This window comes from Oryzifoliimicrobium ureilyticum, assembly GCF_037199735.1.
Lineage (GTDB): Bacteria > Pseudomonadota > Alphaproteobacteria > Rhizobiales > Rhizobiaceae > Rhizobium > Rhizobium ureilyticus.
The window spans coordinates 50,609-73,167 of the sequence record NZ_JBBBVQ010000007.1 but is presented as its reverse complement, the minus strand read 5'-3'; the positions used below and the strand labels follow the sequence as shown (position 1 = coordinate 73,167).

The window sequence follows — 22,559 nt, the reverse complement described above, 5'->3', positions numbered from 1 at the left end:
CAAAGAAGATGTTGAAGCCCGCTCCCCTGCCTGTGGATGAGCCTAGCACATATGTCTTCTGAACCCGGATTGAGCCAGCAGGGGAATGGTTCTCGCCTCTTGTCATCCATTGCGCCTTTTGCGCCGGACCTCTCAAACGCCTGCCCATAGATGTCATTGATGAAGTCAAAGATGACAAAGATGTCATTGATGAAGGAACATTTGTCTCAGCGTCCGGTTCGGCGGGTGATTTCAAAACGAACCGATGACGGAAAAACTAATGGCAAAAATCCTTGTGACGGGCGGCTGCGGCTTTATTGGAAGGCATGTGGTCGAAGAGCTTTTGACCCATGGCTACAATGTCCGCGTTCTGGATTTACTCATCGATCAGGTCCATGCGGATGCCGATCTTGAGGTTCCAGAGGGCGTCGAACTGGTGCAGGCGGACATCCGGGACAAGGAGGCGGTGCAGACTGCGCTTGCCGGCGTCGAAGGAGTTATTCATCTTGCAGCGGAAGTCGGCGTCGGCCAGTCCATGTACGAGATTGCTCGTTATGTCGGCGTCAACGATCTGGGCACTGGCGTTCTCCTTGAAAGCATGATCGGCTTGCCGATCAAAAGGCTTGTCGTTGCCTCTTCGATGAGCGTTTATGGCGAAGGTCTTTACGAAACGAACGATGGACGCAGGCTCGGTTACATTCGCCGAAATTCTGCCCGCATACGCAGCGGCCAGTGGAACCCGCTTGGTCCTTCCGGCGAGCCGCTCAAACCGGTCGCCACTGATGAGCAAAAGCCGGTCGATCTTGCTTCGATCTATGCGTTGACGAAATATTCGCAGGAAAAGCAGGCGCTGATTTTTGGTGACGCCTACCAAATCGATGCGGTTGCTTTGCGCCTGTTCAATGTCTTTGGTGCGGGACAGGCGCTTGCCAATCCCTATACCGGCGTTCTCGCCAATTTCGCCTCGCGTTTGGCAAATCATCAGCCGCCAATGATTTTCGAGGATGGGGAGCAACGCCGTGATTTCGTGCATGTGCGCGATGTGGCCACCGCATTTCGCCTCGCTCTCGAAAAGCCTGGTGCGGCGGGTCATGTCTTCAATATCGGCAGTGGCAACGCCTACACGATAAAGCAGGTCGCCGTTCTCTTGGCTGAGGCCATGGACGTGCCCGACATTGCACCTGAGATCATGAACAAGGCGCGCTCCGGCGACATCCGAAATTGCTTCTCCGATATCTCTAAGGCCCGCGAGCTTTTGGGCTTCGAGCCGAAGCATCGACTTGAAGATTCCCTTGCGCCTTTTGTGGAATGGGTTCGGCAGACAGGCGCCGTCGACCGCGGTACAGAGATGCGCCGTCAGCTTGAGGAGCGGGGGCTTGTTTCATGAGCAAAGGCCCCTCTCGTAGTTCAAGAGTAGAAGAGCCAAAGCAATTCGGATTTGTCGAATGGTTTCGCCCTGGCGAGTATGCACGCGTTGAAGAGGTGATGCCGCAGATCCTCAGCAGCGGCGCAAGCTATCTGCGCACGCATTTGTCATGGGCAGAATATCTTGCGCCCGGCGGTGAGGAATGGTTCGACTGGTTGATCCCGCAGCTGGGCGGCAAGATCGATTTGCTCCCCTGCGTTCACTACACTCCGCCGTCTATGTCGAGGACCGGCCGTTCTTCCGGCCCCCCGCTGGAGCTCAAAGCTTATGCAGATTTCATCGATCACGTCCTGACCCGTTACGGAAAGCACTTCAGCCACATCGAATTGTGGAACGAGCCGAACAATCTTCTTGATTGGGATTGGCGCGAAGATACCGATTTTCTCCTTTTCTGCGAGATGGTCGGAGCGGCAGCCTTCTGGGCGAAGCAGCGAGGCTTCAAGCCGGTGCTAGGCGGACCCTGCCCTTTCGACCCCTTCTGGCTGAACCTAATGGGCGAACGCGGTGTTTTGAACGTCGTGGACGCGGTCGGATTTCATGGCTTTCCCGGCACCTGGGATAGCGAAGAAGCTACGTGGGGCGGGTGGGACATGCATCTTGGCGAGATGCGGCGGATCCTCGACCGCTACAACGCTGAAGCCGCCATCTGGATTACCGAAACGGGTTACTCCACGTGGCGCAACGACGAGATCGAACAGGCGCGTCGTTTCATGAAAGCGCTGACTGTGCCGGCCGATCGAATCTACTGGTATTCCTGGAAGGATGTCCCACCAGACGTTGCGGTTCAGGAGGGGCTGTGGTTCGATCCGAGGCACTACCACCTCGGTGCCGTGACTCACGACGACCAACCCAAATTGCTTGCGCGATTGTTGATGGAGGGAGGCGTTGAAAGGCTGCGGCAGGTGGCAGAACTTGCAAGTCCTCATGTTGCATCCGCAGCGGCGCCTATTGTCATAACCGGCGGTAGCGGCTTTATCGGCTCAAACCTGGCGGAAAGCTTTCTGCGGGAGGGAGAAGATGTCGTCATTGTCGATAATCTTTGCCGGGCAGGGGTGGATCAGAACCTGGCCTGGTTGACCGCGCGCCATGGCGAGCGCGTTCATCCGGTTCTTGCCGATATCAGGGATGCGTTGGGCATAGAAGCTGCATTCAAAGACGCGAAAGCGGTCTATCATTTTGCGGCCCAAACTGCGGTGACAACCAGTCTCGTTCATCCCATCGACGATTTTGAAACCAATGCACGTGGCACCTTGAATGTTCTGGAGGCGGTTCGAAAGGCAAATCGACAAGCACCGGTTATCTTCGCCAGTACCAATAAGGTCTACGGCGCCCTCGAAGATCTCGTCATGCTGGAGCAGACCGATCGTTACGTTCCCGAGCATGAAGGCGTGCGCCTTGACGGGATCAGCGAAAGTCGGCCGCTCAATTTCTGCACGCCCTATGGCTGCTCGAAGGGTGTTGCCGATCAGTACGCGCTTGATTACGCCAAGTCCTTCGGCATTCCCACCGCCGTTCTGCGAATGAGCTGCATTTACGGTCCCAGGCAGTTCGGGACGGAAGATCAGGGTTGGGTCGCGCATTTCCTCATCCGGGCGCTTTCAGGTGAGCCGATTTCGATCTACGGAAACGGAAAGCAAGTGCGTGATATCCTGCATGTCGACGACGCTGTGGCCGCCTATCGCGCCTTGCTGGGCAATATCGGTAAGCTGAAAGGCCAAGTCTTCAATCTCGGTGGCGGACCGCAGAATGCCGTGAGCATCCTTTCTGTGCTCCGCGAGATCGAGGCAATCACTGGACTTCATACGGATGTCGATTTTTCGGATTGGCGATCTGGGGACCAGTTTTACTTCGTTGCAGACACTCGCAAGCTTCAGCATGATCTTGGCTGGCAGCCGAACATCGGCTGGCGCGAAGGCATGCGGCATCTCAGCGAATGGCTGATCGCGAACCGGTTCGGAGGCCGTATTTCGCACCGTCAGAAGCGAAAAGTGCCGGCATGACAGGCTTTGCAAAACCCAAGCGGACTGTCCTGATGACGGTCGATGCTGTCGGCGGTGTTTGGCGTTATGCCATGGATCTGGCCGCGGGCCTTGCCGCAACCGGCCTCAAGACTGTTTTCCTAGGTCTCGGGCCGCGTCCATCCCGCGACAAATACGAGGAAGCAGAGCGATATGGGCGCTTGTTATGGCTCGATGAGCCACTTGATTGGCTGGCAGACGAGCGCGCAATTTCGGATGTCCCCGAAAAGATCGCGCACATCGCGTTAGAGCAAAAGGTTGATCTTCTCCACCTTAACCTGCCAACACAGGCTGCTGGATTGAAGATCGATCTTCCTGTCCTTGTGGTCTCGCATTCCTGTGTCCCAACTTGGTTTCAGGCGGTTCGCAAGAGCGCGGTTCCTGAAGACTGGTTATGGCACGAGCGGCTGAACCGCGCCGGATTTGCGAGAGCTGATATGGTCGTCGCGCCGAGCTACAGCCATGCAATGGCACTGCAGAGATGCTATGGTGAGATCGGCGGTTTAACCGTCGTGAAAAACGCCAGTCGACAGCCTTTAGCGCATGCCGACAAGACGCTTTTTGCCATGTCGGCCGGACGTTGGTGGGACGAGGGAAAGAACGGTCTCGTTCTGGATGCCGCGGCCGCTTTGACAGAGGTGCCGCTTGTGATGGTTGGCGACAGCCAAGGTCCCAACGGTCAGCGGTGCTACCTTCAACATGCTGTTGATCGCGGCCCGCGTCCTCATCAGGACGTCATTGCATTGATGCGGGACGCTGCGATTTTCGTTTCGCCATCCATCTACGAGCCATTTGGGCTTGCACCGCTGGAAGCGGCACGGTGCGGGGCAGCGCTCGTATTATCCGATATCCCGACCTATCGGGAACTGTGGAGCAACGCGGCTATCTTTGTCGATCCACACGATCCTGAAGGTTTTGCCAAATCCATCAATGCGCTTGCTTCCAATCCTGACCGTCGAGCCGAGCTTGCAAAGCAGGCGCAAGAGCGTTCGCGTGTTTTTAGTCTGGATGCGCAGGCAGACGGTATGGCGCATCTTTATGCGGTCCTTTGTGAGCGCACGATTTCAACGGCTGCGGAGTGACCATGAAATTCGTTTTCTACACCCATTCCCTCGTTTCCGACTGGAACCATGGCAACGCGCATTTTCTCCGCGGCGTCATGCGCAACCTTATTGGTCGAGGCCATCAGGCCGTCGCACTCGAACCTGTTGGAGCTTGGAGCCGGCAAAATCTACGCGATGATCAGGGCGAGACTGCTGAAGAGGCTTTCTATCGCACATTTCCAGATCTTCGTTCCACACTCTACGACGATGCCTTCGATCACGAGGCTGCGATCGACGATGCCGACGTCGTTATTGTTCACGAATGGACCGACCCCCTGCTGGTCAAACGCATTGGTGCGGCGCGACGCAACGGCGGGAAATTTACCCTGCTCTTCCACGACACACATCACCGCGCAGTTTCTGCTGAGGATGATATCGCGGGACTGATCCTTGCCGATTATGACGGCGTTCTTGCTTTCGGCGAAACGCTGCGTCAGCGCTATCTGCGAGCCGGCTGGGGACGACATGTTTATACCTGGCATGAGGCGGCTGATGACAGCCTTTTTCAGCCAATGCCTGATGTTGAGAAGACAGGGGATCTGATCTGGATCGGAAATTGGGGGGATGATGAACGCTCAGCCGAGATCATGGAGTTCCTGGTCGATCCGGTTGAGAAACTTGGCCTGAAGGCTCTGGTGCGCGGAGTTCGCTATCCGGATGCAGCTCTGGCGCGTCTTGGTACTGCCGGGATTGCTTATGGCGGCTGGATCGCGAACGCTGACGCCCCCAAGGCCTTTGCGCAACACAAGATGACAGTTCATGTTCCACGCAGACCCTATGTCGAGCATCTGCCGGGCATTCCAACTATCCGTGTCTTCGAGGCACTCGCCTGCGGCATTCCTCTTATCTCGGCCCCTTGGGATGACGCAGAACATCTCTTTCGCCCGGGGCAGGATTATCTGGTCGCACGCAATGGTGAGGTGATGACGAAAGCGATGAAAGAGGTCCTTTCAGATCCGGCATTGGCTGCGTCACTCGCCGCCTCCGGACTGGAGACACTTCGCGCCCGTCACACCTGCAGGCATCGCGTTGATGAGCTTTTCTCGGTCCTAACATCCTGCGGTACGAGCCGCACTACCGGACAACTGAACCAGCCGGAGGCTGCTGAATGAAGATTGCATTTTATGGCTCGAGCCTCGTCTCGGCCTACTGGAATGGTGCGGCAACCTATTACCGAGGTCTTCTGCGAGCGCTGGCTGAAAAAGGCTATGACATTACGTTCTATGAGCCGGATGTCTACGACCGGCAGAAGAACCGGGATATTGATGCACCGGACTGGTGCCGCGTCGTCGTCTATGAAGGAACAGTGGAGGCTTTAAAGGCCGTAAGTGCCGAAGCTTCCCGCGCTGACATTGTTATCAAGGCAAGCGGCGTCGGATTTGAAGACGATCTCCTGCTTATGGAAGTCATGCGTAATGCCAAGCAGCATGCGTTGAAAATCTTTTGGGATGTCGACGCGCCTGCCACGCTGGCAGAACTGCGGTCTTCCCCCGATCATTCGCTGCGAAAAGCTTTACCAGCTCTCGATCTTGTATTGACATACGGCGGCGGCAATCCGGTCATTGATGCTTATCGAAAGCTGGGCGCGCCAGACTGTATCCCGATTTATAACGCACTTGATCCGCAAACCCATTATCCCGTTCCAAAAGAACCTAAATTCTCTGCTGATCTCAGCTTTTTGGGCAACCGCCTTCCAGACCGAGAGGCAAGAGTCGAGCAATTCTTCCTCGAACCGGCTGCGCGGGTTGCAGACAGTAGATTTCTGTTGGGAGGCTCGGGTTGGAGCGATAAAGCAATGTCGCCAAATATTGCCTATGTTGGTCATGTCTCAACTCGAGACCACAATGCTTTCAACGCGTCTCCCAAGGCAGTCCTGAACATCTCGCGCGCCAGCATGGCGGAAAACGGATTTTCGCCGGCAACACGAGTATTCGAAGCAGCCGGGGCTGGCGCATGCCTCGTGACAGACTATTGGGAAGGGATCGAGCTTTTCCTAAAGCCCGAGCATGAGGTCCTGGTGGCTCGGGATGGCCAGGATGTCGTCGATATCATGCAAGCTTTGACTCCTGAGCGAGCGCGTCTCATTGGCGAAAATGCACGTGCCACAGTACTTGATGCCCATACTTACGCGCATCGTGCCGAGACGGTCGACCTGCTGTTCCGCACGCGAGTCAATGCTGGCCGGGAGGCTGCGGAATGAAGAGGCCTCTCGACATCGTCGTTCTCGGTTTGTCGTTGTCATCTTCATGGGGAAATGGCCACGCAACGACTTTTCGAGCCTTACTACGTGGACTGGCCGCTGAAGGACACCGCATTCTGTTTCTCGAGCGTGATGTTCCCTGGTATGCCAGCCATCGTGACCTTCCAGAACCCGATTTTTGCGAACTTGCTTACTATACCGACATCGGCGATATGCTCTCTGTCTATCGAGATCGCCTTGAGCAGGCCGATGCCGTCATCGTCGGCTCCTATGTTCCTGAAGGCATCAAGCTCATTGACAAGCTGGCATCGCTTCCGTTGCGCCGGCTCTGTTTCTACGACATCGACACCCCCGTAACGTTGGCAAAGCTTGATCGAGGTGATGAGGAGTACCTCGCATTACGGCAGATGCCCATCTTCGACGCTTATTTCTCGTTTTCCGGTGGGCAGGTCCTCACGCGCATAGAGCAGGATTATCGTGCTCTAAAAGCCGTCGCTCTGTACTGTTCAGTTGATGCAGAGCGTTACGTCAATACCGGCGAGACGCCCGTCTGGGACCTCGGCTATCTGGGGACATACAGTCTAGATCGACAGCCGACCGTCGAGCGGCTCTTGATTGAGCCGGCGCGACGTCTTCCTAATGCGCGCTTCGTTGTCGCCGGCCCGCAATATCCTGACACCATAGATTGGCCCGAAAACGTCGAGCGGATCGAACATCTACCGCCATCGGAGCATGCAAGCTTTTATAGCCGACAGCGCTTTACGCTCAATGTCACGCGACAAGACATGATTGCCGCAGGCTGGTCGCCGAGCGTCAGGCTCTTTGAAGCTGCCGCATGTCGCTCGCCCATCATCAGCGATTTCTGGCGGGGGTTGACCGATTTGTTGCCAGAAGATGAGGCGATCGTGATCGCCGACAGCCCGCAGGACGTCGTGGATACTCTGACCGGTTTGGATGAGTGGACACGCCTTAATATTGCCGCAGACGCCCACCGTCGCGTTCAGGAGGGTCATACCGGACATGCGCGCGCTCAGGAGCTAGTGGATGCGATTGCCGCAATGCCCGTCAGATCATCGCACGCGTCAAAAGATGGCATGCGGAAAACAGCTTGAGGAGAAAGCCATGCGCGACGGAATATTGAAGAAGGACGTCAAAACGGTCTTGGTTGCGGGCGGCGCCGGCTTCGTTGGATCGCACCTTTGTGACGCGCTTCTGGCGCGTCGTCATCGGGTTATCTGTGTCGATAGTTATATCACGGGATCTGAGGACAATATCCGCCCACTGCTGAACAATCCCGATTTTTCTGCAGTAGAGGCCGATATTTGCGCGCTTCCATCGTTCCGCGGTCCGATCGACCAGGTCTATAACCTGGCCTGCGCAGCCTCTCCGCCGCAGTATCAGGCCGATCCCATTCATACGATGATGACCTGCGTCACCGGCACGGGAAACCTTCTCGCATTGGCAGAGCGCCATGGCGCATCCTTCCTGCAGGCCTCCACAAGTGAAGTTTACGGAGACCCTGTCGAGCATCCTCAGAGGGAAGATTACAGAGGAAATGTCAGCTGTACTGGACCGAGAGCTTGCTATGACGAGGGCAAGCGCGCGGCCGAGGCTCTTTGCTTCGATATGCTTCGCGCAGGTCGCGTCGATGTCCGCGTGGCACGGATATTCAATACCTATGGGCCGCGCATGCAACCCAACGACGGCCGCATCGTGTCTAATCTGATCGTTCAGGCTCTAAAGGCAGTGCCGATGACGATTTACGGCAGTGGTGAGCAAACGCGCTCCTTCTGCTTCGTAAGCGACCTTGTCGAAGGATTGATGGCACTGATGGAGGTTGCGCCCAATCCTGGAGTTCCCGTCAACATCGGCAACCCTGGCGAGTTTACCATCAACGAACTCGCAGAAATGGTCCAAGTCTTCATCCCGTCAGCGGTCGGCGTCGTCTACAAGCCATTGCCGAAGGACGATCCGCAAAGACGCAAACCCGACATCGGGCGCGCCATTGAGCTTCTAGCCTGGCAACCAAAGGTTCCCTTGGCGGACGGACTGCGACTGACTGCGGACTGGTTTGCAGCGCATCTTGACACAATTGCCGTCAAGTCATTGCCGGTCTCAAGGCTTACTCCCTCCGCAGCTGTCGTGGTGGCGGAGGTTTGAGGCAATGGACAGTAAGCCTGCTTCACGCGCGGATGATCTTAAAAGGGAAGCCAACGAGCTCGGGCCCTGGTTTCAGAATATCAGAATTGGCGGGATAGAGACGGCGCCAGATCATTTTCTCGGCGACTATCCCGCTTTTAAATGGCGAGGGTTTCGAGACGCTCTGCCGGAGAATCTGAATGGCCGGAGCGTGCTCGACATCGGGTGCAACGCAGGCTTCTATTGCTTCGAGATGAAGAAGAGAAATGCAGGCGAAGTTGTCGGGATCGACAGCGATCCTCGATACCTGAAACAAGCTCGCTGGGCCGCCAGGGAGCTCGGACATGATATTCATTTCGAGCAAATGACGGTTTACGACGTTGCCAAGCTTGGAAAGAAGTTCGATCTCGTCATTTTCATGGGCGTTCTTTACCACCTGCGTCATCCGCTGCTGGCGCTCGATCTTCTCTATGAGCATGTTGTCGCGGACGAAATGCTGTTTCAATGCTTACAACGTGGGGACGAAAGAATTCCCGAACTTGCTGACGATTATCCATTTGCCGAGTGGAGCGTCTTTGACAGGCCGGATTACCCGAAGCTCTTTTTCGTTGAGCAAAATTACGCCTCCGACCCCACAAATTGGTTCATCCCGAACAAGGCTGCCATGGAGGCGATGTTGCGCAGCAGCGGCTTCGTCATTGATGAAAATCCTGAACGGGAGGTTTATCTCTGCCGTCGCGGTAAACGGCATTATGCCGTGGAACCGCCGCCCTTCTGAGGCAGTCTTTTGATGTAAAATCAGACCGTGCCGCAGCCCGCTCGAAGCGGGTGCGCCTATCTATGGTCTCTAAGGAACCACATTGTGAAGAGAGACCACGCCTGCTTCTCAAGGGGAAACACGAACGGCCGCATTAGGATGCGGCCAATACAGTGAGAAAGAACGACTTTAATCGCGCCGCCCGTCAAACTCCTGCGTTAGATGCTGTCGTGCCCGATTAATGCGGCTTTTGATCGTACCAACGGCACAGTCAAAATGGCGGGCTGCTTCTTCGTAGCTCTTGCCGTCAAGGATCACATATTCCAGCGCATCGCGATAGCAGTTCGGCAGCTTTCCGACTGCTCTTTGCATATCGCTTGCCATGACCGACCATTCCTGAGGCGGCGGCGTCACCCCATTGCCTGATACGCACTCACTCGCGCCGGGAGCTTCTCTCTGCGCCACTCGGAAGCGCGAGCAAAAAGTGTTCCTCATTATGGTGAAAAGCCACGATTTCAGTCGAGTACCTTCAGTGAAATGGTGAAGGTTAGCCAATGCTTTGACTACGGTTTCCTGGACGAGATCGTCTGCATCAGTTTGATTCTTGCAAAACGTTCGGCTGAAAGCGCGAAGAGCCGGCATCAAATTTACAATTTCACCTCGAATGCCGTCACAATTGTCATGATACATATCGTCCCCCACAGGTGGATGTCGAAGCCATTGAGACAACGCTGCTTGCGTTGATAACTCAATGGATCAACTGGACGTAGGTTCCGGTAATTATGCAACTGTACGTCTTCGTACAAAAAAGGTTCCACCGTTTTCGCAAGAAATTTGCAATGCGCGGAACAACAAGTTCAAGCCAATGTTCGGACATCGCGGCCATGTAGACAGAAGGGAATGTCTTTCCTCCGTGCAGGTTCACTCAACGAAGCTAGACTGGAGACACCGATGAGCACATCCCACACGACAACAGATCATGAGACAATTCAGCGCTGGATAGAAGAACGAAAAGGCAGACCTTCGCGCGTGAAGGGTGCCGGGGAAGGCGGGCTTCTACGCATTGATTTTGCCGAACCGGAGGATTCGCTCGAAGAGATCGACTGGAGCGAATTTTTCCAGATTTTCGAACACAACAAGCTGGCTTTTCTTTATCAGGACGAGACGAGCGATGGCAAAACCAGCCGTTTCAACAAGTTTATCAACAGAGACTAATGCCACACCAAACAGTGCGTTTGGCGCGACATCAACCCGACTGCAGATGTCATTGATGTTGTTTAGAGCGGCGTTGAAAAAGCGCTCAAAACCATTCTCGCTTACAGGTAAATGCCGTGATCAAGCTTTATCAGAGCGCTTTTGCAGATCTCACATCGCTGCTTAACCGCGATGGGCCACAAACGCTTTGAAGGCAGCGGCTTCATCGGTTTGGATAGCTCCGGCGCCCGCATCGATAAGCCTGCCCCAGACGTTTTCGCCATCTTTCAGTGCTGCTGTATCGTTCAGATCAAGGCTGTGTGCGACGTCGAGTGTATTGATCCAGAGTCTGATGTCCTGCCGCTCTAGTTCGTCCTCAGCCCCTTGCAAATCGGAAAGATCAGAAAAGCTGATTTCGATCATTTTTGGGCTCAGGACCTCGATTGCCTTTAGGTCTTCAGAAAACATTCCTGTGCGCACGGTGAAGATCGGCATGAAGATGACTTTACCAAACCAAGGCGCTTGTGCGATCGGAAAGTTGCCGGTGGCGGGCTCAATCTTCGACTTTATAATAACGTGGTCCTGCATACCGAGATCGAGGACAGCTTTGACTACATCGTCGAGGTCTCGATCATATTTCGTGTCGAGATTGACGAGAAGCCGGCCGCGAGCCTCCTCAAGCGCTTCCTTCAGTGTCGGCACTCTCTCGTCTGTCAGAGCGGCCTCGCGGCCTCCAGCGGCAGCACGTAGTCGTTCCGCACGAATCGTCTCAAGTGATGTTTTGCTGACCGTCCCAGAACCTGTTGTCGTTCGATCCAGCGTCCCGTCATGAATAATGACGAGTTCACCGTCCGCAGTCGTTTGCACGTCGATTTCAACGATCTCAACGCCGGCCTCCATCGCAACGCGAATGGCCAACAACGAATTTTCCGGAGCGCTAGTCCATAAGCCGCGATGGGCGACAGCCAAGATATCAGGATTACGGCGTGACAACAGAGTGTCGCAGGAGAACTCCGTCGATGCTTTGAGAGAAACTGATGAAATGGACATAGTAGACTTTCGACTTCGACAAAAAGGGCAGGTGAGGCGGGATCTCGGCAAAGGGCGGTTGACGGGTGCCCATGGCGTGAGAAGCAACCGACATCCATCCAAACTCCGAAAGGCAGCAGCCTCAACGCGCAATCTAGAAAAGTGATAACTTGGCGCGCAGGAAACCTGCTGCGAACCCTATCGGGGTCAGCGGATGCTGTATGGGGAGATAAACAATGGGCATGTAGCATTTGTGACGGCCGCCACTCTTTGCAGCCACTGGATGCTCAAGTCTTGCCCTTTTCGTCCGAGCACGGAGAGATTAGCATGCCGTTGAGGCGAAGCGCGATGAAAGCCATTAAGCTTGCAACGGCAAAGGCATTGAGGTTGAGGAGTGTTGCGAGTTCCTGGTGGGACCAGGCATGCCAAGGCTCACCTATAGCGTTTCGTGTCAGCAGGAATGCCGCGAACACAACTGCGATCATGGCGCGGCGGTACCAAATCTCCCGCTCATAAAAGCACAGCGCGGCCAACATCATGCAAGGCGCTAGGAAAAGCTCCGTGCCAGACATTGTGCCGAACAACTTTGTTTCGAGCACGGTATCGATCGTCCCAACAAGCGGAAGGGCAAGCCGTGCGATCAAAGGATGGTGGCGTGCTATGAATGGGATGGCCAGAAAAAACGGAGCGGAGAAAAGGGTTGCAAGTGATGCCTGTACGCCGCTTCCAACAAGCCACCATACATAAAGCGGATAAAATGGTTTATTGGCCACGATCACCCAGGCGACCGTCACGGTCGCCTGGGTTACTGGGTCGATATTGCTGAAGGCTGCCTTCGTCATTTGGCCGGCGTCATTAGATAATGGCCAACGCCCCAGACCTCGCCATCCTCATGACCGAAGAGACCCGCGGTCGCTAGAAAGAAGAGTCGCCAGCGGCGTTGCCACAGCGAGGCATCGTGTCCGTAAACCTCCTTCAAGATCGGTTGAACCTCATCGATTTTACGGTCGAAGTTCGCCAGCCAATCCATCGCAGTGCGTTGATAATGCGTTCCTGACCAGCGCCAATCGCGCTCAACCGCAAAAAGATCGGGAAAACGGCGGGGCAAATCGAAGGCCGGCATAATGCCCCCTGTGAAGAAGTGATGCGCAATCCAGTCTGCAGGATCGTCATGGTTGAAGCGGTAAGACCGGTTCTTATGTGTGAAAATATGAATGAAAAGCTTACCCTCAGCGGCGAGCCATCTCTTGATCCGGCTGAGAAGAGTGCGCCAGTTCGACATATGTTCGAACATTTCGACGGACACGATGCGATCGTAGAGCGCCGGCGCAGAAAAGTCGTTCATATCTGCGGTGATCACTGTCAAATTGGTGAGATTTTGCTCCTTTGCCTTTTGCAGGATGTAGCTGCGCTGGGAGGTTGAGTTCGAAACCGATGTGATTTTTGAATTTGGGAACTGTGCGGCGAGGTAGAGGGAAAGCGAACCCCAGCCGCAGCCAAGCTCAAGGATCGACATTCCGTCGATAATGCCCGCATGCTCCACCGTTTTCTTCAGCGCGTGCGTCTCTGCTTCGGCAAGCGTCGTGTGGGCGGAAGGATAGAGGCAGCTCGAATACTTCCGCTGCGGCCCGAGAACCAGCGAGAAGAATTTGGCCGGAACTTCGTAATGCTGTTTGTTTGCATCATCCGTGTGCGTTGCAACCGGGAAATTTTCCATCGTGTTGACGAAGGAAAGCTCTTCAGTGTCAGGCGTTTGCGAAAGACGGCGCTTTGTGCGAGCGCAGAGAAAGTCGATCCCGGCCAGCGTCATCCCATCACTGATGGGCGCGCGTTCAGCGGTATTAATGGCGAATGCCAACATGTTCATGACGTGTCTCCTTGCGAGGTCCCGGGAAGAAGGCGTTGACGCGGTTTTTGAGCGCGCGAAATTTTTCGCCGCGCGACTTCAGCATATGTTCCTCAAGCGGCGGAATGCCTGAGACGTGAACGAGCAGCCAGTACATCATCAGCGGCGCGAGCAGTGACAGCAGGCCCCATCCCGAAGTATCGATTGCCATCAGCGGCCAGCAGCACCAGAACATCCATTCAAAAAAGTAATTCGGATGACGCGAGTAGCGCCAAAGCCCGACTTCGCAGATCTCACTTTTCGCCTGGGGCGTCTTGCGAAACTGCGCGAGTTGATGATCGGAAATTGCTTCTCCGGCGAGCGCTATGAGCCCAATAAGAAGGGCTGCGCCATCAACCGCAGTTGGAAAGGCCGCGTCATTCGACGCCGCGAGATAGACCGCAAGAACCAGAACAAATGCGGCGACCGCCTGGATCTGCAAGAAGAAAAAGAGCTTCGAGGATGCGCTGTCTCCCCATTCCTCAATGAATTTGGCATAGCGGGGATCTTCTCCTCCTCCCCTGGTACGTGTGCCGATATGGCTGCCAAGACGTGCAGACCATAGAGCGATGAGGACAAGCGCTAGGATTGATCGCTGAGGATGTCCTTGTGCGGCGAAGGTCGCTGCGATGCCACCAAGGCCGACAGCGAGAGACCATATCGTGTCGATCCACCCACTAAGACCCGTTGCCCGCTGGACGGCCCAGGCAATAGTCATCGCCACCGAGAGGCCGACCGCAATCAAAAGCAGTGCTATAAAATCCATGACGATCCACCCGCACAACAATTTCTCATTTCTGAGCCATATACGCCGGCATTAGGCGAGCGGTTTTCATCGCAGCTTAAAAACAATCTAAAAAATTTTTTTAAGTAAAACGAAACTGACCGCTGTCTGCTGCCGTACATAGGCCATCAGCGTAAGTAGACAGCGCGACGGGAAGAGGATGTTCATGGGATATCGCGAGTATAATGCCGGCGGCAGGCCGCGCCAGATTGCAGTTATTGGCACTGGCATTTCGGGTCTATCGGCTGCATGGCTCTTATCCAAGGCACATGACGTCACAGTCTTTGAGGCCAGCGACAGAATCGGCGGCCACAGCAATACCGTGTCATTCGAGTTGTCGACGGGTCCCGTGGCTGTCGACACCGGTTTTATTGTCTACAATGAAGTTACGTATCCGAACCTGACCGCCCTCTTTCGCGCGTTAGAAGTGCCGACGGTGGCCTCCAATATGTCGTTTGCCGTCTCTCTCGATGAGGGTGGCTTCGAATATTCCGGCGGTACCGGGCTCGGCCTGTTCGCTCAAAAATCCAATATCGCCAGCCCTCGATTCTGGTCGATGATGCGCGACCTCTTGCGGTTCTACCGCAATGCACCCCGCGATCTTTCAAAGATGGGCTCGATCTCGCTCAATGAATATCTGGCGCTGAATGGGTATGGTCGCGCTTTCCGTGACGATCATCTATACCCCATGGCGGCCGCCATCTGGTCGACACCCGCCATGGAAGTCGGCGAATATCCGGCGGCAAGTTTCGTGAGGTTTTGCAGCAATCACGGGCTACTGAACGTGTGGGACCGTCCTGTTTGGCGGACGGTTGCCGGTGGAAGCCGCGAATATGTAAAGCGGATCATCAAGCCGTTTGAAGACCGCATCTTACTCTCCAGCGCCGTAACGTCCGTGGTTCGCCTCGAACATGGCGTGGAAATTACCGACAGCCATGGCGAGCGGCGTTCCTTCGACGATGTCGTTATCGCCACCCATGCCGATCAGGCAATGCGAATGCTCGCCGATCCGAGTGAGGAGGAAGGGCAAACGCTCAGTGCCTTTCGTTACTCGACCAACGAGGCGGTTCTTCATACCGACCCTGCAGTGATGCCGAAACGTCGGGCTGCTTGGTCTAGCTGGAACTATCTTGCGCGCTCGACACAAGGCCCGACCAAGCCATCGATAACATATTGGATGAACAAGCTTCAGCCACTGGGTTCGGCGCCGCCGATTTTCGTGACCCTCAACCCCGGCCTCGCTGTCAAAGAGGAGAGCGTGATCAAAAGAGAGACGTATGAGCATCCCGTTTTCGATCTTGCGACCGATGCGGCGCAGAAGCGTCTTTGGTCTTTGCAGGGCGTGCGTAATACCTGGTTCTGCGGAGCGCACTTCGGCTCAGGCTTTCATGAAGACGGGCTTCAGGCCGGTTTGGCTGTAGCAGAGGATCTTGGTGGAATTCGCCGCCCCTGGCAGGTTGCAGATGAGAGCGGGCGTATTGTCCGCAAGCCGCTGCGTTCGCCTACCACGTTGGAGGCGACGGCATGAGACAGGGCCTAAACTCTGCGCTGATGACAGGGCATGTCACGCATGCACGTCTCAAGCCCAAGCAACATAATCTTGCCTACCGGATCTACTCGCTGTTGATAGATCTTGATGAACTTGAGGTTTTGAACCGCAGGCTCCGATTTTTTTCTGTCGATCGGTTTAATCTGTTTTCCTTCTACCGCAACGACAGGGGCGACAGAAGCGGAAGCGATCTCAGAACTCAGGTGGAGCGCTCGATGCGTAATGCCGGTCTTGAGTGCGATGGCGGGAAAATCTTGCTGCTGACAATGCCGCGCCTGCTTGGCTGGGCTTTCAATCCTTTGAGCGTGTATTTCTGCTATGGCCGAGATGAAGAGCTGAAGGCGATCCTTTGGGAAGTCGACAACACGTTCGGCGAGCGGCATGGGTACCTTATTCCTGTTGACCCCAGCCAGACCAATGAGATCCACCAGGGATGCGATAAGAACTTCTATGTATCGCCATTCATGGACATGGACCTGCGATACGAGTTTCATGTTCGTCCGCCTCAGGAAACGATGTCCATTCGGATCGATACACTTGATGCGCAGGACGAACTTGTTTTGACGGCACGGCATCTGGCGCGCCGTCATGCACTGACCGATCGCGCCTTGCTCAGCGCTTTCGTTAAAATTCCTTTCCTGACGCTCAGAGTGGTCGGCGGCATCCACTGGGAGGCGCTGAAGATCTGGCTGAAAGGAATTAGACTGAGAACACGCCCACGTCCGCCGCAAGAGGCGGTATCGGTTGTTTCCCGTATATCCAAGCATAGGACCGCACTTCATGAGCCAGTTTGAAGATTTCTCCTCTGCGTCGGCCAAGCTGTCTACGGATCAGCGGAACCGTGGTTTTGCAGCCATGATTTTTGGTCGAATGCTGCGGAACGTTCATTCGGGGCATATCCGCATTACGCTCCCATCAGGCGTGACAATCGAGAAGCGCGGTTTGCAGGCCGGTCCCGAGGCCTTGATCGTCGTACGCCGTTGGCGGGCGCTCAAGCGTCTCGTGACAGCCGGAGATATCGGATTTGCAGAAGGTTACATTGATGGAGATTGGACGACACCGGATCTAACCTCCGTCATCCGCTTTGCAGCCAAAAACGTCGAATCTCTCAATTCTGCCATGAGGGGAAGCGCGCCAGCGCGCATGTTCAATCGCCTGCTGCACCTTCTGAATGCCAATACGAAACGCGGGAGCCGCCGGAACATCGAAGCGCATTATGATCTTGGGAATAATTTCTACAGTCAGTGGCTCGACCCTTCGATGCTTTATTCCTCTGCGCTTTACGACCGCTCGACCGTGAGCCTTGAGGCAGCGCAACAAAACAAACTCGCGTTGATTTCGGAAAAGTTGGCCGTTGATCCGGGCGATCGCGTTCTGGAAATTGGCTGCGGATGGGGGGCTTTGGCTTCCTACTTGGCGTCCAACGCAAAAGCGTCGGTCACGGGAATTACGCTTTCACCTTCGCAGCTTGCCTGGGCAGAACGCGTCGTCGCCGAGCAGGGCCTCCAAGATCAGGTTGATCTTCGACTTCAAGATTATCGGGACACCAACGGCCAATTCGACAGGATCGTTTCGATCGAGATGTTTGAGGCGGTCGGTGAAAAATATTGGCCGACTTATTTTGAGACCATTCGGCGGTGCCTGAAGCCCGGCGGCCGCGCCGTTCTTCAGATCATCTCGATCCGTGAAGATCGCTTCGAAGGCTATCGCAACAGCGCGGACTTCATCCAGAAATATGTCTTCCCAGGCGGTTTTCTGCCTTCGGATTCTGCCTTGGATGTAGCGGTGTCGCGGGCGGGACTGAAGCTAAGGGAAACGTTTCACTTCGGTAAGTCCTATGCGCGCACCCTCGCCGAGTGGCGAAGCCGCTTTTTTGCGAATTGGCCGCATATTGCCGCCCAAGGCTTCGATACGAAGTTTCGGCGTCTGTGGGACTATTACCTTTGTTACTGCGAGGCTGGTTTCGAGGAGGAAACCATCAATGTCGGCCTCTACACGATTACCCATGCATGAAACGCAAGCAGAAGGAGACTGCAGGATGAAAACCATTGCGACGATTGCGCTTACATTTGCGACACTGGCAGCAACAGGCGTGAGCGCGGCTGATATCCAGGGCCGCTGGGCGAGGGGTGACGGTAAGGCGAAGGTGGCCATTGCTAAGTGCGGCGCGGATGTCTGCGCAACCAATACCTGGATCAAGCCCGGAACGACGAGCGAAAAGGTCGGGGACCGTCTGGTGATGAAGATCAAGCCAACGGACGATAGCCAGTATTCCGGAACCGCTTTCGATCCTCAAAGAAACATGACCTACAAGATTACTGTTCAGGTGAATGGAAGTGAAATGACCACAAAGGGCTGTGTCCTTGCCGGCATCGTCTGTAAAGGCGTCGACTGGACGCGGATCGATTGAGCTCCCCGATGTCAAACACAGTCTTGCCGATCAAAACACTTGCTGTCGCTTACGGATCCACATTCATCGCGTTTCTTGCGATCGATTCGATCTGGCTGACCCTGATGGCTGAGCAGCTTTACCGACCGGCAATAGGTGAATTACTGGCGCCAGAGTTTCGGCTGGCGCCGGCCATCGTCTTTTACCTTCTCTATATCGGCGGGCTTACCTACCTTGCTGTTCGACCAGGGCTTTTGTCGGGTTCGATCAGAACGGTCCTGATCAATGGCGCCATTCTCGGTTTAACTGCCTATGGCACTTATGACCTGACAAATCAGGCGACGCTCAAGATTTGGCCCGTCACTCTGACCATAGCCGACTTGTTATGGGGGACATTTCTTTCTGCGGCTGCCAGCGCCGTTGCCTACTGGTCGACGATGAAGTTTGCGCCGCCCCCGCGCGGATTGCTGTCCAGATTTCGGACGAGTGGTTAAATGAGACATGCACTGTTTCGGCTCGGCATCCTAGTTCTGTCGGCGATCGTGATGAGCAATATCTGGGCAGGTTCGGTTCTCGCGCGTGATTCCCGGGACGGTTTCGCACGGGTTGACGTGGGAGGCTTTAAGCTTAACAGCCTTCTCCTGCCGAAGGGCGGGAAGGGAGATCTGCCGCCAATCGTGTTTATTCATGGTGCCAGCACGAGCCTCTATGACCCGGTTTACTCCTTCCGGCGTAGACTGGAGGGGCGTGCGACTTTGTTGTTTGTCGATCGCCCTGGCCACGGTCAGTCCGACAGCGGCAGCGATCAAACGTTATCGCCCGACGGGCAGGCTGATGCGATCGCGCGCTTGATGGAACAGCGTGGTATCCGCAAAGCCGTTATTGTCGGTCATTCGTTTGGTGGGGCGGTAACTGCGGCATTCGCGCTTCGCCATCCCGATAAGGTGCTCGGCCTCGTCTTTCTCTCGCCGGCCGTTTATCCCTGGCCTGGAGGCATCGCCTGGTATTACGATGCTGCCCGGCCACCAATTACAGGCCATCTGTTCAGCACGTTGATCGCTCCATCTTTTGGCATCTTCTCTCTACAAAAAGCAGCCGATAGCGTGTTTGCGCCCAACAAAACGCCATCCGACTACATTTCGCAAACCAAGGCATGGCAGGCATTGAGGCCCGATTCGTTCAGGCATAATGCACGCGAGGTGGGTGACTTGAATAACTGGGCGCGTGTTTCCTCCCCCAATTACAAGCGGATCCACGCACCAACGGTCATCATCACAGGAGACGCGGATGGCATCGTCTCCCCGAAAATCCACTCGTTTCAATTGGCACGCGCAATTAGAGGCTCGCGGCTCATCGTCGTTCATAATCTCGGGCATAAATCCGATTATGTCGCTGGCGATCTGGCCGTGGCTGCAATCGAGACTCTTGCAGGTCGTAAACGAGACTTCACCGCGATTAAAAGCTCCGTGGAAGCAAAAATCGCGGATGACAAGTGATATGGATTGGGAGCAACTTCAGCCGACCGAGCTTGAAGCGGTGCCAGTCAGCCGTTTCTCTTAAACCAGTTGTGTAAATAGTCGACGAACACGCGGACTTTGGCGGGTAGATAGCGTCGATGTGGATAGATGGCGTAAATGCCCCGCCCGGTCTGAACGTATTCGTTGAAGAGCGTGACAAGTTCACCGCGTTCAATTGACTTACGTGCGATGAAATCAGGGATCAGGGCAACGCCAATACCCGCCAACGCAGCGCGCAATGTTGCGTGCGGGCTATTCACCTCTAGAGGACCTGCGATATTGACTGAAAAAAGCGACCCGTCGTTATCCATGAAGCGGATGCTCGACTGATTGCGCATGTTCGTGTCGATGATCACAGGAACGTCCGCAAGGTCAGACGGTTTCTCGAGATTTGGATAGCGTTCTAAGAATTCTGGCGTGACACAGATATGTGAGCGAAAATCGGTGATCTTTTTCGCGATCATACCTGAGTCTTCAAGCTTGGTGACGCGGATTGCCAAGTCGAAGCCTTCTTCGATCAAATCAACGAAGCGATCCTCCGCCGAAATCTCCAAGATGATGTCGGGATTCTCTTTGGCAAAATCGATGAGGGATTGACCGACATCGGCATCAATAAAGGTCCGGGGTACGGATACCTTGAGCCGTCCTTTGAGTCGTGTATTATTTTCACGCACCAAATCAGCGAGGTTGTCGATCTCCTTCAGAATGTCGGATGCCGTTCGATAGTAGATGTGACCTGCTTCGGTCATGGAAAATTGGCGTGTGGTACGATTGAGAAGCAAGGTGCCGAGATCGTCTTCCAACTCGCGCACATATTTCGACAGGAGCGCTTTGGAACGACCAGTGCGTCTCGCTGCGGCGGAAAAGCCTTCAGATTCAACAACATCGATGAAAGCTCGAATGCGAGTCAGTGTATCCATTTTCTCTCTCTAAAGATCGTAAGCAAAATGTGAACGACACTGGAATTTTGTTCAAATATTTTCTCAGTTTCGACGGCAAAAAACTCTTGATTATGACGGCGAATATTCTTATCTCCTCGCTTGCCCAAAGTCGCACGTGCCTGTGGGTGTCCGCCGACCCTCGATGTGGTGAGGAAATCGGTAAGGTACCTGGAACTAACCGCTCCAGTCGCTATTCCGGCCAACCGGGAAATGCGAGGACATCTTGAAGCAACGACGGTGCGGGCCTTTCTGGTGTCTGCCGGCTTTCCAACAGCCGGGGTTACTGAAGAGGCACACCTTCATTGCCGGAAGTGCGGTGGGATCACCCTCCAATCCATGGCAGACAAAGCTGAACCATGCCGGTTAAACGGCGTTGTTCATTCATCGCGCTTGATGCGCCCGCAGGGTTCCGGGGTCTCCACCGGCTGGTTCCCTCGTCGGGTTGCTGACGGCTCTTTGTCCTTCGGATTTGCCGAAGCCTAGAACTTGAGAGGGGTTATCTCGATGACCACACAGCGTATCCGCGATTTTCTTGCTGCTCGACGTCCGGAAGGTCCTTGCCTTGTTGTTGACCTCGACATCGTTCGCGAAAACTTTGGCGCGTTCCGTCATGCCATGCCGGACAGCGCGATCTATTACGCTGTCAAGGCGAATCCAGCGCCGGAAGTCTTGAAGCTTCTCGCCTCGCTTGGCTCGAACTTCGACTGCGCCTCCGTGGCTGAAATAAAGATGGCACTGGAAGCCGGCGCAACGGCTGAGCGCATTTCCTATGGCAACACGATCAAGAAGGAGCGCGATATCGCCAGCGCTTTCGAACTCGGTGTCGGCCTTTATGCGGTTGATAGCCATGAGGAAGTTGAAAAGGTTGCTCGTGCGGCGCCCGGCGCTCGTGTGTTCTGCCGTGTTCTGACGGATGGCGAAGGCGCGGAGTGGCCCCTTTCGCGCAAGTTCGGCTGCGTGCCGCAGATGGCTGTCGACGTCCTCGTCTATGCTCACCAGCTCGGTTTGCAGTCATATGGCGTTTCCTTCCATGTGGGCTCGCAAATGACGAAGGTCGACGCCTGGGATGCAGCGCTTGCCGATGCAAAGCGGGTTTTCGTTCAGTTGGCCAAGCAGGGAATTCACCTGCAGATGGTCAACATGGGCGGCGGCTTCCCAACTAAGTATCTGAAGGATGTCCCAACCGCGGAAGCCTATGGCCGTTCGATCTACCAAAGCCTGCGTGATCACTTCGGCAATCAATTGCCGAAGACGATCATCGAGCCAGGCCGTGGCATGGTCGGCAATGCCGGTGTTATCAAGGCCGAGGTCGTTCTCGTCTCGAAGAAGTCGGATAACGACTCGGCTCGTTGGGTCTTCCTCGACATCGGCAAGTTCGGCGGTCTGGCGGAAACGATGGATGAAGCAATTCGTTATCCGATTCGCACGACGCGTGACGCTGACGACATGGAGCCCTGCGTGATCGCTGGTCCGACCTGCGATTCGGCCGATGTGCTTTACGAAAAGAACCTCTATCCCCTGCCGGTCACTTTGACGATCGGCGACGAGGTTCTGATCGAAGGCACTGGCGCCTATACCACGACCTATTCGGCCGTGGCGTTCAACGGCTTCGAACCGCTTAAGGCGTACGTGATCTAAGAGCTCCGATT

22 protein-coding genes are annotated in these 22,559 nt (G+C 55.1%); 16 read left to right on the top strand and 6 right to left on the bottom strand.

Annotated elements, in window-relative coordinates; genetic code table 11:
• The first annotated feature begins 259 nt into the window (after positions 1 to 259).
• From VQ830_RS11455 to VQ830_RS11420, 8 genes are read left to right on the top strand one after another with little or no spacing between them, the layout of a single operon-like run.
• On the top strand, positions 260 to 1,366 hold the full coding sequence (locus tag VQ830_RS11455) for an NAD-dependent epimerase/dehydratase family protein (protein ID WP_337268239.1): 1,107 nt from the start codon (positions 260 to 262) through the stop codon (positions 1,364 to 1,366).
• Complete coding sequence (locus VQ830_RS11450) at positions 1,363 to 3,405, top strand: NAD-dependent epimerase/dehydratase family protein (RefSeq protein ID WP_337268238.1); 2,043 nt, start codon at positions 1,363 to 1,365, stop codon at positions 3,403 to 3,405. Before VQ830_RS11455 ends, VQ830_RS11450 begins: the two co-directional genes overlap by 4 nt.
• On the top strand, positions 3,402 to 4,505 hold the full coding sequence (locus tag VQ830_RS11445) for a glycosyltransferase family 4 protein (protein WP_337268237.1): 1,104 nt from the start codon (positions 3,402 to 3,404) through the stop codon (positions 4,503 to 4,505). The genes VQ830_RS11450 and VQ830_RS11445 overlap by 4 nt, the downstream gene beginning before the upstream one ends.
• 2 nt (positions 4,506 to 4,507) lie before the next feature.
• Positions 4,508 to 5,638: a CgeB family protein gene (locus VQ830_RS11440; RefSeq protein ID WP_337268236.1), complete on the top strand. Its 1,131-nt coding sequence runs from the start codon at positions 4,508 to 4,510 to the stop codon at positions 5,636 to 5,638.
• Positions 5,635 to 6,726 (top strand): CgeB family protein, encoded by a 1,092-nt coding sequence (locus VQ830_RS11435; protein ID WP_337268235.1) that lies wholly within the window; start codon positions 5,635 to 5,637, stop codon positions 6,724 to 6,726. Before VQ830_RS11440 ends, VQ830_RS11435 begins: the two co-directional genes overlap by 4 nt.
• Positions 6,723 to 7,838 (top strand): CgeB family protein, encoded by a 1,116-nt coding sequence (locus tag VQ830_RS11430; protein WP_337268234.1) that lies wholly within the window; start codon positions 6,723 to 6,725, stop codon positions 7,836 to 7,838. The genes VQ830_RS11435 and VQ830_RS11430 overlap by 4 nt, the downstream gene beginning before the upstream one ends.
• A 10-nt stretch (positions 7,839 to 7,848) precedes the next feature.
• Positions 7,849 to 8,886: a UDP-glucuronic acid decarboxylase family protein gene (locus VQ830_RS11425; protein WP_337268233.1), complete on the top strand. Its 1,038-nt coding sequence runs from the start codon at positions 7,849 to 7,851 to the stop codon at positions 8,884 to 8,886.
• Positions 8,887 to 8,890: 4 nt separating this feature from the next.
• The gene (locus tag VQ830_RS11420; RefSeq protein WP_337268232.1) at positions 8,891 to 9,643 is read left to right on the top strand and encodes a TIGR04290 family methyltransferase; all 753 of its coding nucleotides are present in this window, start codon (positions 8,891 to 8,893) and stop codon (positions 9,641 to 9,643) included.
• Positions 9,644 to 9,811: 168 nt separating this feature from the next.
• Here the strand turns inward: VQ830_RS11420 and VQ830_RS11415 are convergent, their stop codons facing one another.
• The gene (locus VQ830_RS11415) at positions 9,812 to 10,264 is read right to left on the bottom strand and encodes a sigma-70 family RNA polymerase sigma factor (RefSeq protein WP_337268386.1); all 453 of its coding nucleotides are present in this window, start codon (positions 10,262 to 10,264) and stop codon (positions 9,812 to 9,814) included.
• Between the two features lie 309 nt (positions 10,265 to 10,573).
• Between VQ830_RS11415 and VQ830_RS11410 the strand changes: the two genes are divergently transcribed.
• On the top strand, positions 10,574 to 10,837 hold the full coding sequence (locus tag VQ830_RS11410) for a hypothetical protein (RefSeq protein WP_337268231.1): 264 nt from the start codon (positions 10,574 to 10,576) through the stop codon (positions 10,835 to 10,837).
• Between the two features lie 162 nt (positions 10,838 to 10,999).
• Here the strand turns inward: VQ830_RS11410 and VQ830_RS11405 are convergent, their stop codons facing one another.
• The 4 genes from VQ830_RS11405 to VQ830_RS11390 all read right to left on the bottom strand — a co-directional run bounded on the left by VQ830_RS11405 (position 11,000) and on the right by VQ830_RS11390 (position 14,496).
• Positions 11,000 to 11,866 carry a glycerophosphodiester phosphodiesterase family protein gene (locus VQ830_RS11405; RefSeq protein WP_337268230.1) on the bottom strand — a complete coding sequence of 289 codons (867 nt, stop codon included), beginning with the start codon at positions 11,864 to 11,866 and terminating at the stop codon, positions 11,000 to 11,002.
• A gap of 266 nt (positions 11,867 to 12,132) precedes the next feature.
• Positions 12,133 to 12,687 (bottom strand): hypothetical protein, encoded by a 555-nt coding sequence (locus tag VQ830_RS11400; RefSeq protein ID WP_337268229.1) that lies wholly within the window; start codon positions 12,685 to 12,687, stop codon positions 12,133 to 12,135.
• The gene (locus tag VQ830_RS11395) at positions 12,684 to 13,712 is read right to left on the bottom strand and encodes an SAM-dependent methyltransferase (RefSeq protein WP_337268228.1); all 1,029 of its coding nucleotides are present in this window, start codon (positions 13,710 to 13,712) and stop codon (positions 12,684 to 12,686) included. Before VQ830_RS11395 ends, VQ830_RS11400 begins: the two co-directional genes overlap by 4 nt.
• Positions 13,687 to 14,496, bottom strand: a complete 810-nt coding sequence (locus VQ830_RS11390; protein ID WP_337268227.1) for a DUF1295 domain-containing protein — start codon at positions 14,494 to 14,496, stop codon at positions 13,687 to 13,689. Before VQ830_RS11390 ends, VQ830_RS11395 begins: the two co-directional genes overlap by 26 nt.
• Positions 14,497 to 14,680: 184 nt before the next feature.
• Here VQ830_RS11390 and VQ830_RS11385 point away from each other — a divergent pair, with 184 nt between their 5' ends.
• From VQ830_RS11385 to VQ830_RS11360, 6 genes are read left to right on the top strand one after another with little or no spacing between them, the layout of a single operon-like run.
• A complete protein-coding gene (locus tag VQ830_RS11385; RefSeq protein ID WP_337268226.1) occupies positions 14,681 to 16,042 on the top strand; it encodes an NAD(P)/FAD-dependent oxidoreductase in 1,362 nt (453 codons plus the stop codon).
• Positions 16,039 to 16,857, top strand: coding sequence for a DUF1365 domain-containing protein (locus VQ830_RS11380; RefSeq protein ID WP_337268225.1), 819 nt, complete (start codon positions 16,039 to 16,041; stop codon positions 16,855 to 16,857). Before VQ830_RS11385 ends, VQ830_RS11380 begins: the two co-directional genes overlap by 4 nt.
• Positions 16,844 to 18,076 carry a class I SAM-dependent methyltransferase gene (locus VQ830_RS11375; RefSeq protein WP_337268224.1) on the top strand — a complete coding sequence of 411 codons (1,233 nt, stop codon included), beginning with the start codon at positions 16,844 to 16,846 and terminating at the stop codon, positions 18,074 to 18,076. The genes VQ830_RS11380 and VQ830_RS11375 overlap by 14 nt, the downstream gene beginning before the upstream one ends.
• Positions 18,077 to 18,101: 25 nt before the next feature.
• Positions 18,102 to 18,473 (top strand): DUF2147 domain-containing protein, encoded by a 372-nt coding sequence (locus VQ830_RS11370; protein ID WP_337268223.1) that lies wholly within the window; start codon positions 18,102 to 18,104, stop codon positions 18,471 to 18,473.
• 29 nt (positions 18,474 to 18,502) lie between these two features.
• Positions 18,503 to 18,946 (top strand): DUF2177 family protein, encoded by a 444-nt coding sequence (locus VQ830_RS11365; protein WP_337268385.1) that lies wholly within the window; start codon positions 18,503 to 18,505, stop codon positions 18,944 to 18,946.
• A complete protein-coding gene (locus tag VQ830_RS11360) occupies positions 18,947 to 19,948 on the top strand; it encodes an alpha/beta fold hydrolase (RefSeq protein ID WP_438617725.1) in 1,002 nt (333 codons plus the stop codon). It begins immediately after the preceding gene.
• A 47-nt stretch (positions 19,949 to 19,995) separates the two neighbouring features.
• On the opposite strand, the gene VQ830_RS11355 is transcribed toward VQ830_RS11360, so the two are convergent.
• Positions 19,996 to 20,889 carry a LysR family transcriptional regulator gene (locus VQ830_RS11355; RefSeq protein ID WP_337268222.1) on the bottom strand — a complete coding sequence of 298 codons (894 nt, stop codon included), beginning with the start codon at positions 20,887 to 20,889 and terminating at the stop codon, positions 19,996 to 19,998.
• A gap of 525 nt (positions 20,890 to 21,414) precedes the next feature.
• On the opposite strand from VQ830_RS11355, the gene odc2 reads away from it, so the two are divergent.
• Positions 21,415 to 22,548, top strand: coding sequence for an ornithine/lysine decarboxylase (gene odc2, locus VQ830_RS11350; RefSeq protein ID WP_337268221.1), 1,134 nt, complete (start codon positions 21,415 to 21,417; stop codon positions 22,546 to 22,548).
• The last annotated feature ends 11 nt before the right edge of the window (positions 22,549 to 22,559 follow it).

Bases quoted from the DNA above. Each gene is read 5' to 3' on its own strand.
- VQ830_RS11455 (WP_337268239.1), top strand. From the start codon at position 260: ATGGCAAAAATCCTTGTGACGGGCGGCTGCGGCTTTATTGGAAGGCAT.
- VQ830_RS11450 (WP_337268238.1), top strand. From the start codon at position 1,363: ATGAGCAAAGGCCCCTCTCGTAGTTCAAGAGTAGAAGAGCCAAAGCAA.
- VQ830_RS11445 (WP_337268237.1), top strand. From the start codon at position 3,402: ATGACAGGCTTTGCAAAACCCAAGCGGACTGTCCTGATGACGGTCGAT.
- VQ830_RS11440 (WP_337268236.1), top strand. From the start codon at position 4,508: ATGAAATTCGTTTTCTACACCCATTCCCTCGTTTCCGACTGGAACCAT.
- VQ830_RS11435 (WP_337268235.1), top strand. From the start codon at position 5,635: ATGAAGATTGCATTTTATGGCTCGAGCCTCGTCTCGGCCTACTGGAAT.
- VQ830_RS11430 (WP_337268234.1), top strand. From the start codon at position 6,723: ATGAAGAGGCCTCTCGACATCGTCGTTCTCGGTTTGTCGTTGTCATCT.
- VQ830_RS11425 (WP_337268233.1), top strand. From the start codon at position 7,849: ATGCGCGACGGAATATTGAAGAAGGACGTCAAAACGGTCTTGGTTGCG.
- VQ830_RS11420 (WP_337268232.1), top strand. From the start codon at position 8,891: ATGGACAGTAAGCCTGCTTCACGCGCGGATGATCTTAAAAGGGAAGCC.
- VQ830_RS11415 (WP_337268386.1), bottom strand. From the start codon at position 10,264: ATGCCGGCTCTTCGCGCTTTCAGCCGAACGTTTTGCAAGAATCAAACT.
- VQ830_RS11410 (WP_337268231.1), top strand. From the start codon at position 10,574: ATGAGCACATCCCACACGACAACAGATCATGAGACAATTCAGCGCTGG.
- VQ830_RS11405 (WP_337268230.1), bottom strand. From the start codon at position 11,866: ATGTCCATTTCATCAGTTTCTCTCAAAGCATCGACGGAGTTCTCCTGC.
- VQ830_RS11400 (WP_337268229.1), bottom strand. From the start codon at position 12,687: ATGACGAAGGCAGCCTTCAGCAATATCGACCCAGTAACCCAGGCGACC.
- VQ830_RS11395 (WP_337268228.1), bottom strand. From the start codon at position 13,712: ATGAACATGTTGGCATTCGCCATTAATACCGCTGAACGCGCGCCCATC.
- VQ830_RS11390 (WP_337268227.1), bottom strand. From the start codon at position 14,496: ATGGATTTTATAGCACTGCTTTTGATTGCGGTCGGCCTCTCGGTGGCG.
- VQ830_RS11385 (WP_337268226.1), top strand. From the start codon at position 14,681: ATGGGATATCGCGAGTATAATGCCGGCGGCAGGCCGCGCCAGATTGCA.
- VQ830_RS11380 (WP_337268225.1), top strand. From the start codon at position 16,039: ATGAGACAGGGCCTAAACTCTGCGCTGATGACAGGGCATGTCACGCAT.
- VQ830_RS11375 (WP_337268224.1), top strand. From the start codon at position 16,844: ATGAGCCAGTTTGAAGATTTCTCCTCTGCGTCGGCCAAGCTGTCTACG.
- VQ830_RS11370 (WP_337268223.1), top strand. From the start codon at position 18,102: ATGAAAACCATTGCGACGATTGCGCTTACATTTGCGACACTGGCAGCA.
- VQ830_RS11360 (WP_438617725.1), top strand. From the start codon at position 18,947: ATGAGACATGCACTGTTTCGGCTCGGCATCCTAGTTCTGTCGGCGATC.
- VQ830_RS11355 (WP_337268222.1), bottom strand. From the start codon at position 20,889: ATGGATACACTGACTCGCATTCGAGCTTTCATCGATGTTGTTGAATCT.
- odc2 (WP_337268221.1), top strand. From the start codon at position 21,415: ATGACCACACAGCGTATCCGCGATTTTCTTGCTGCTCGACGTCCGGAA.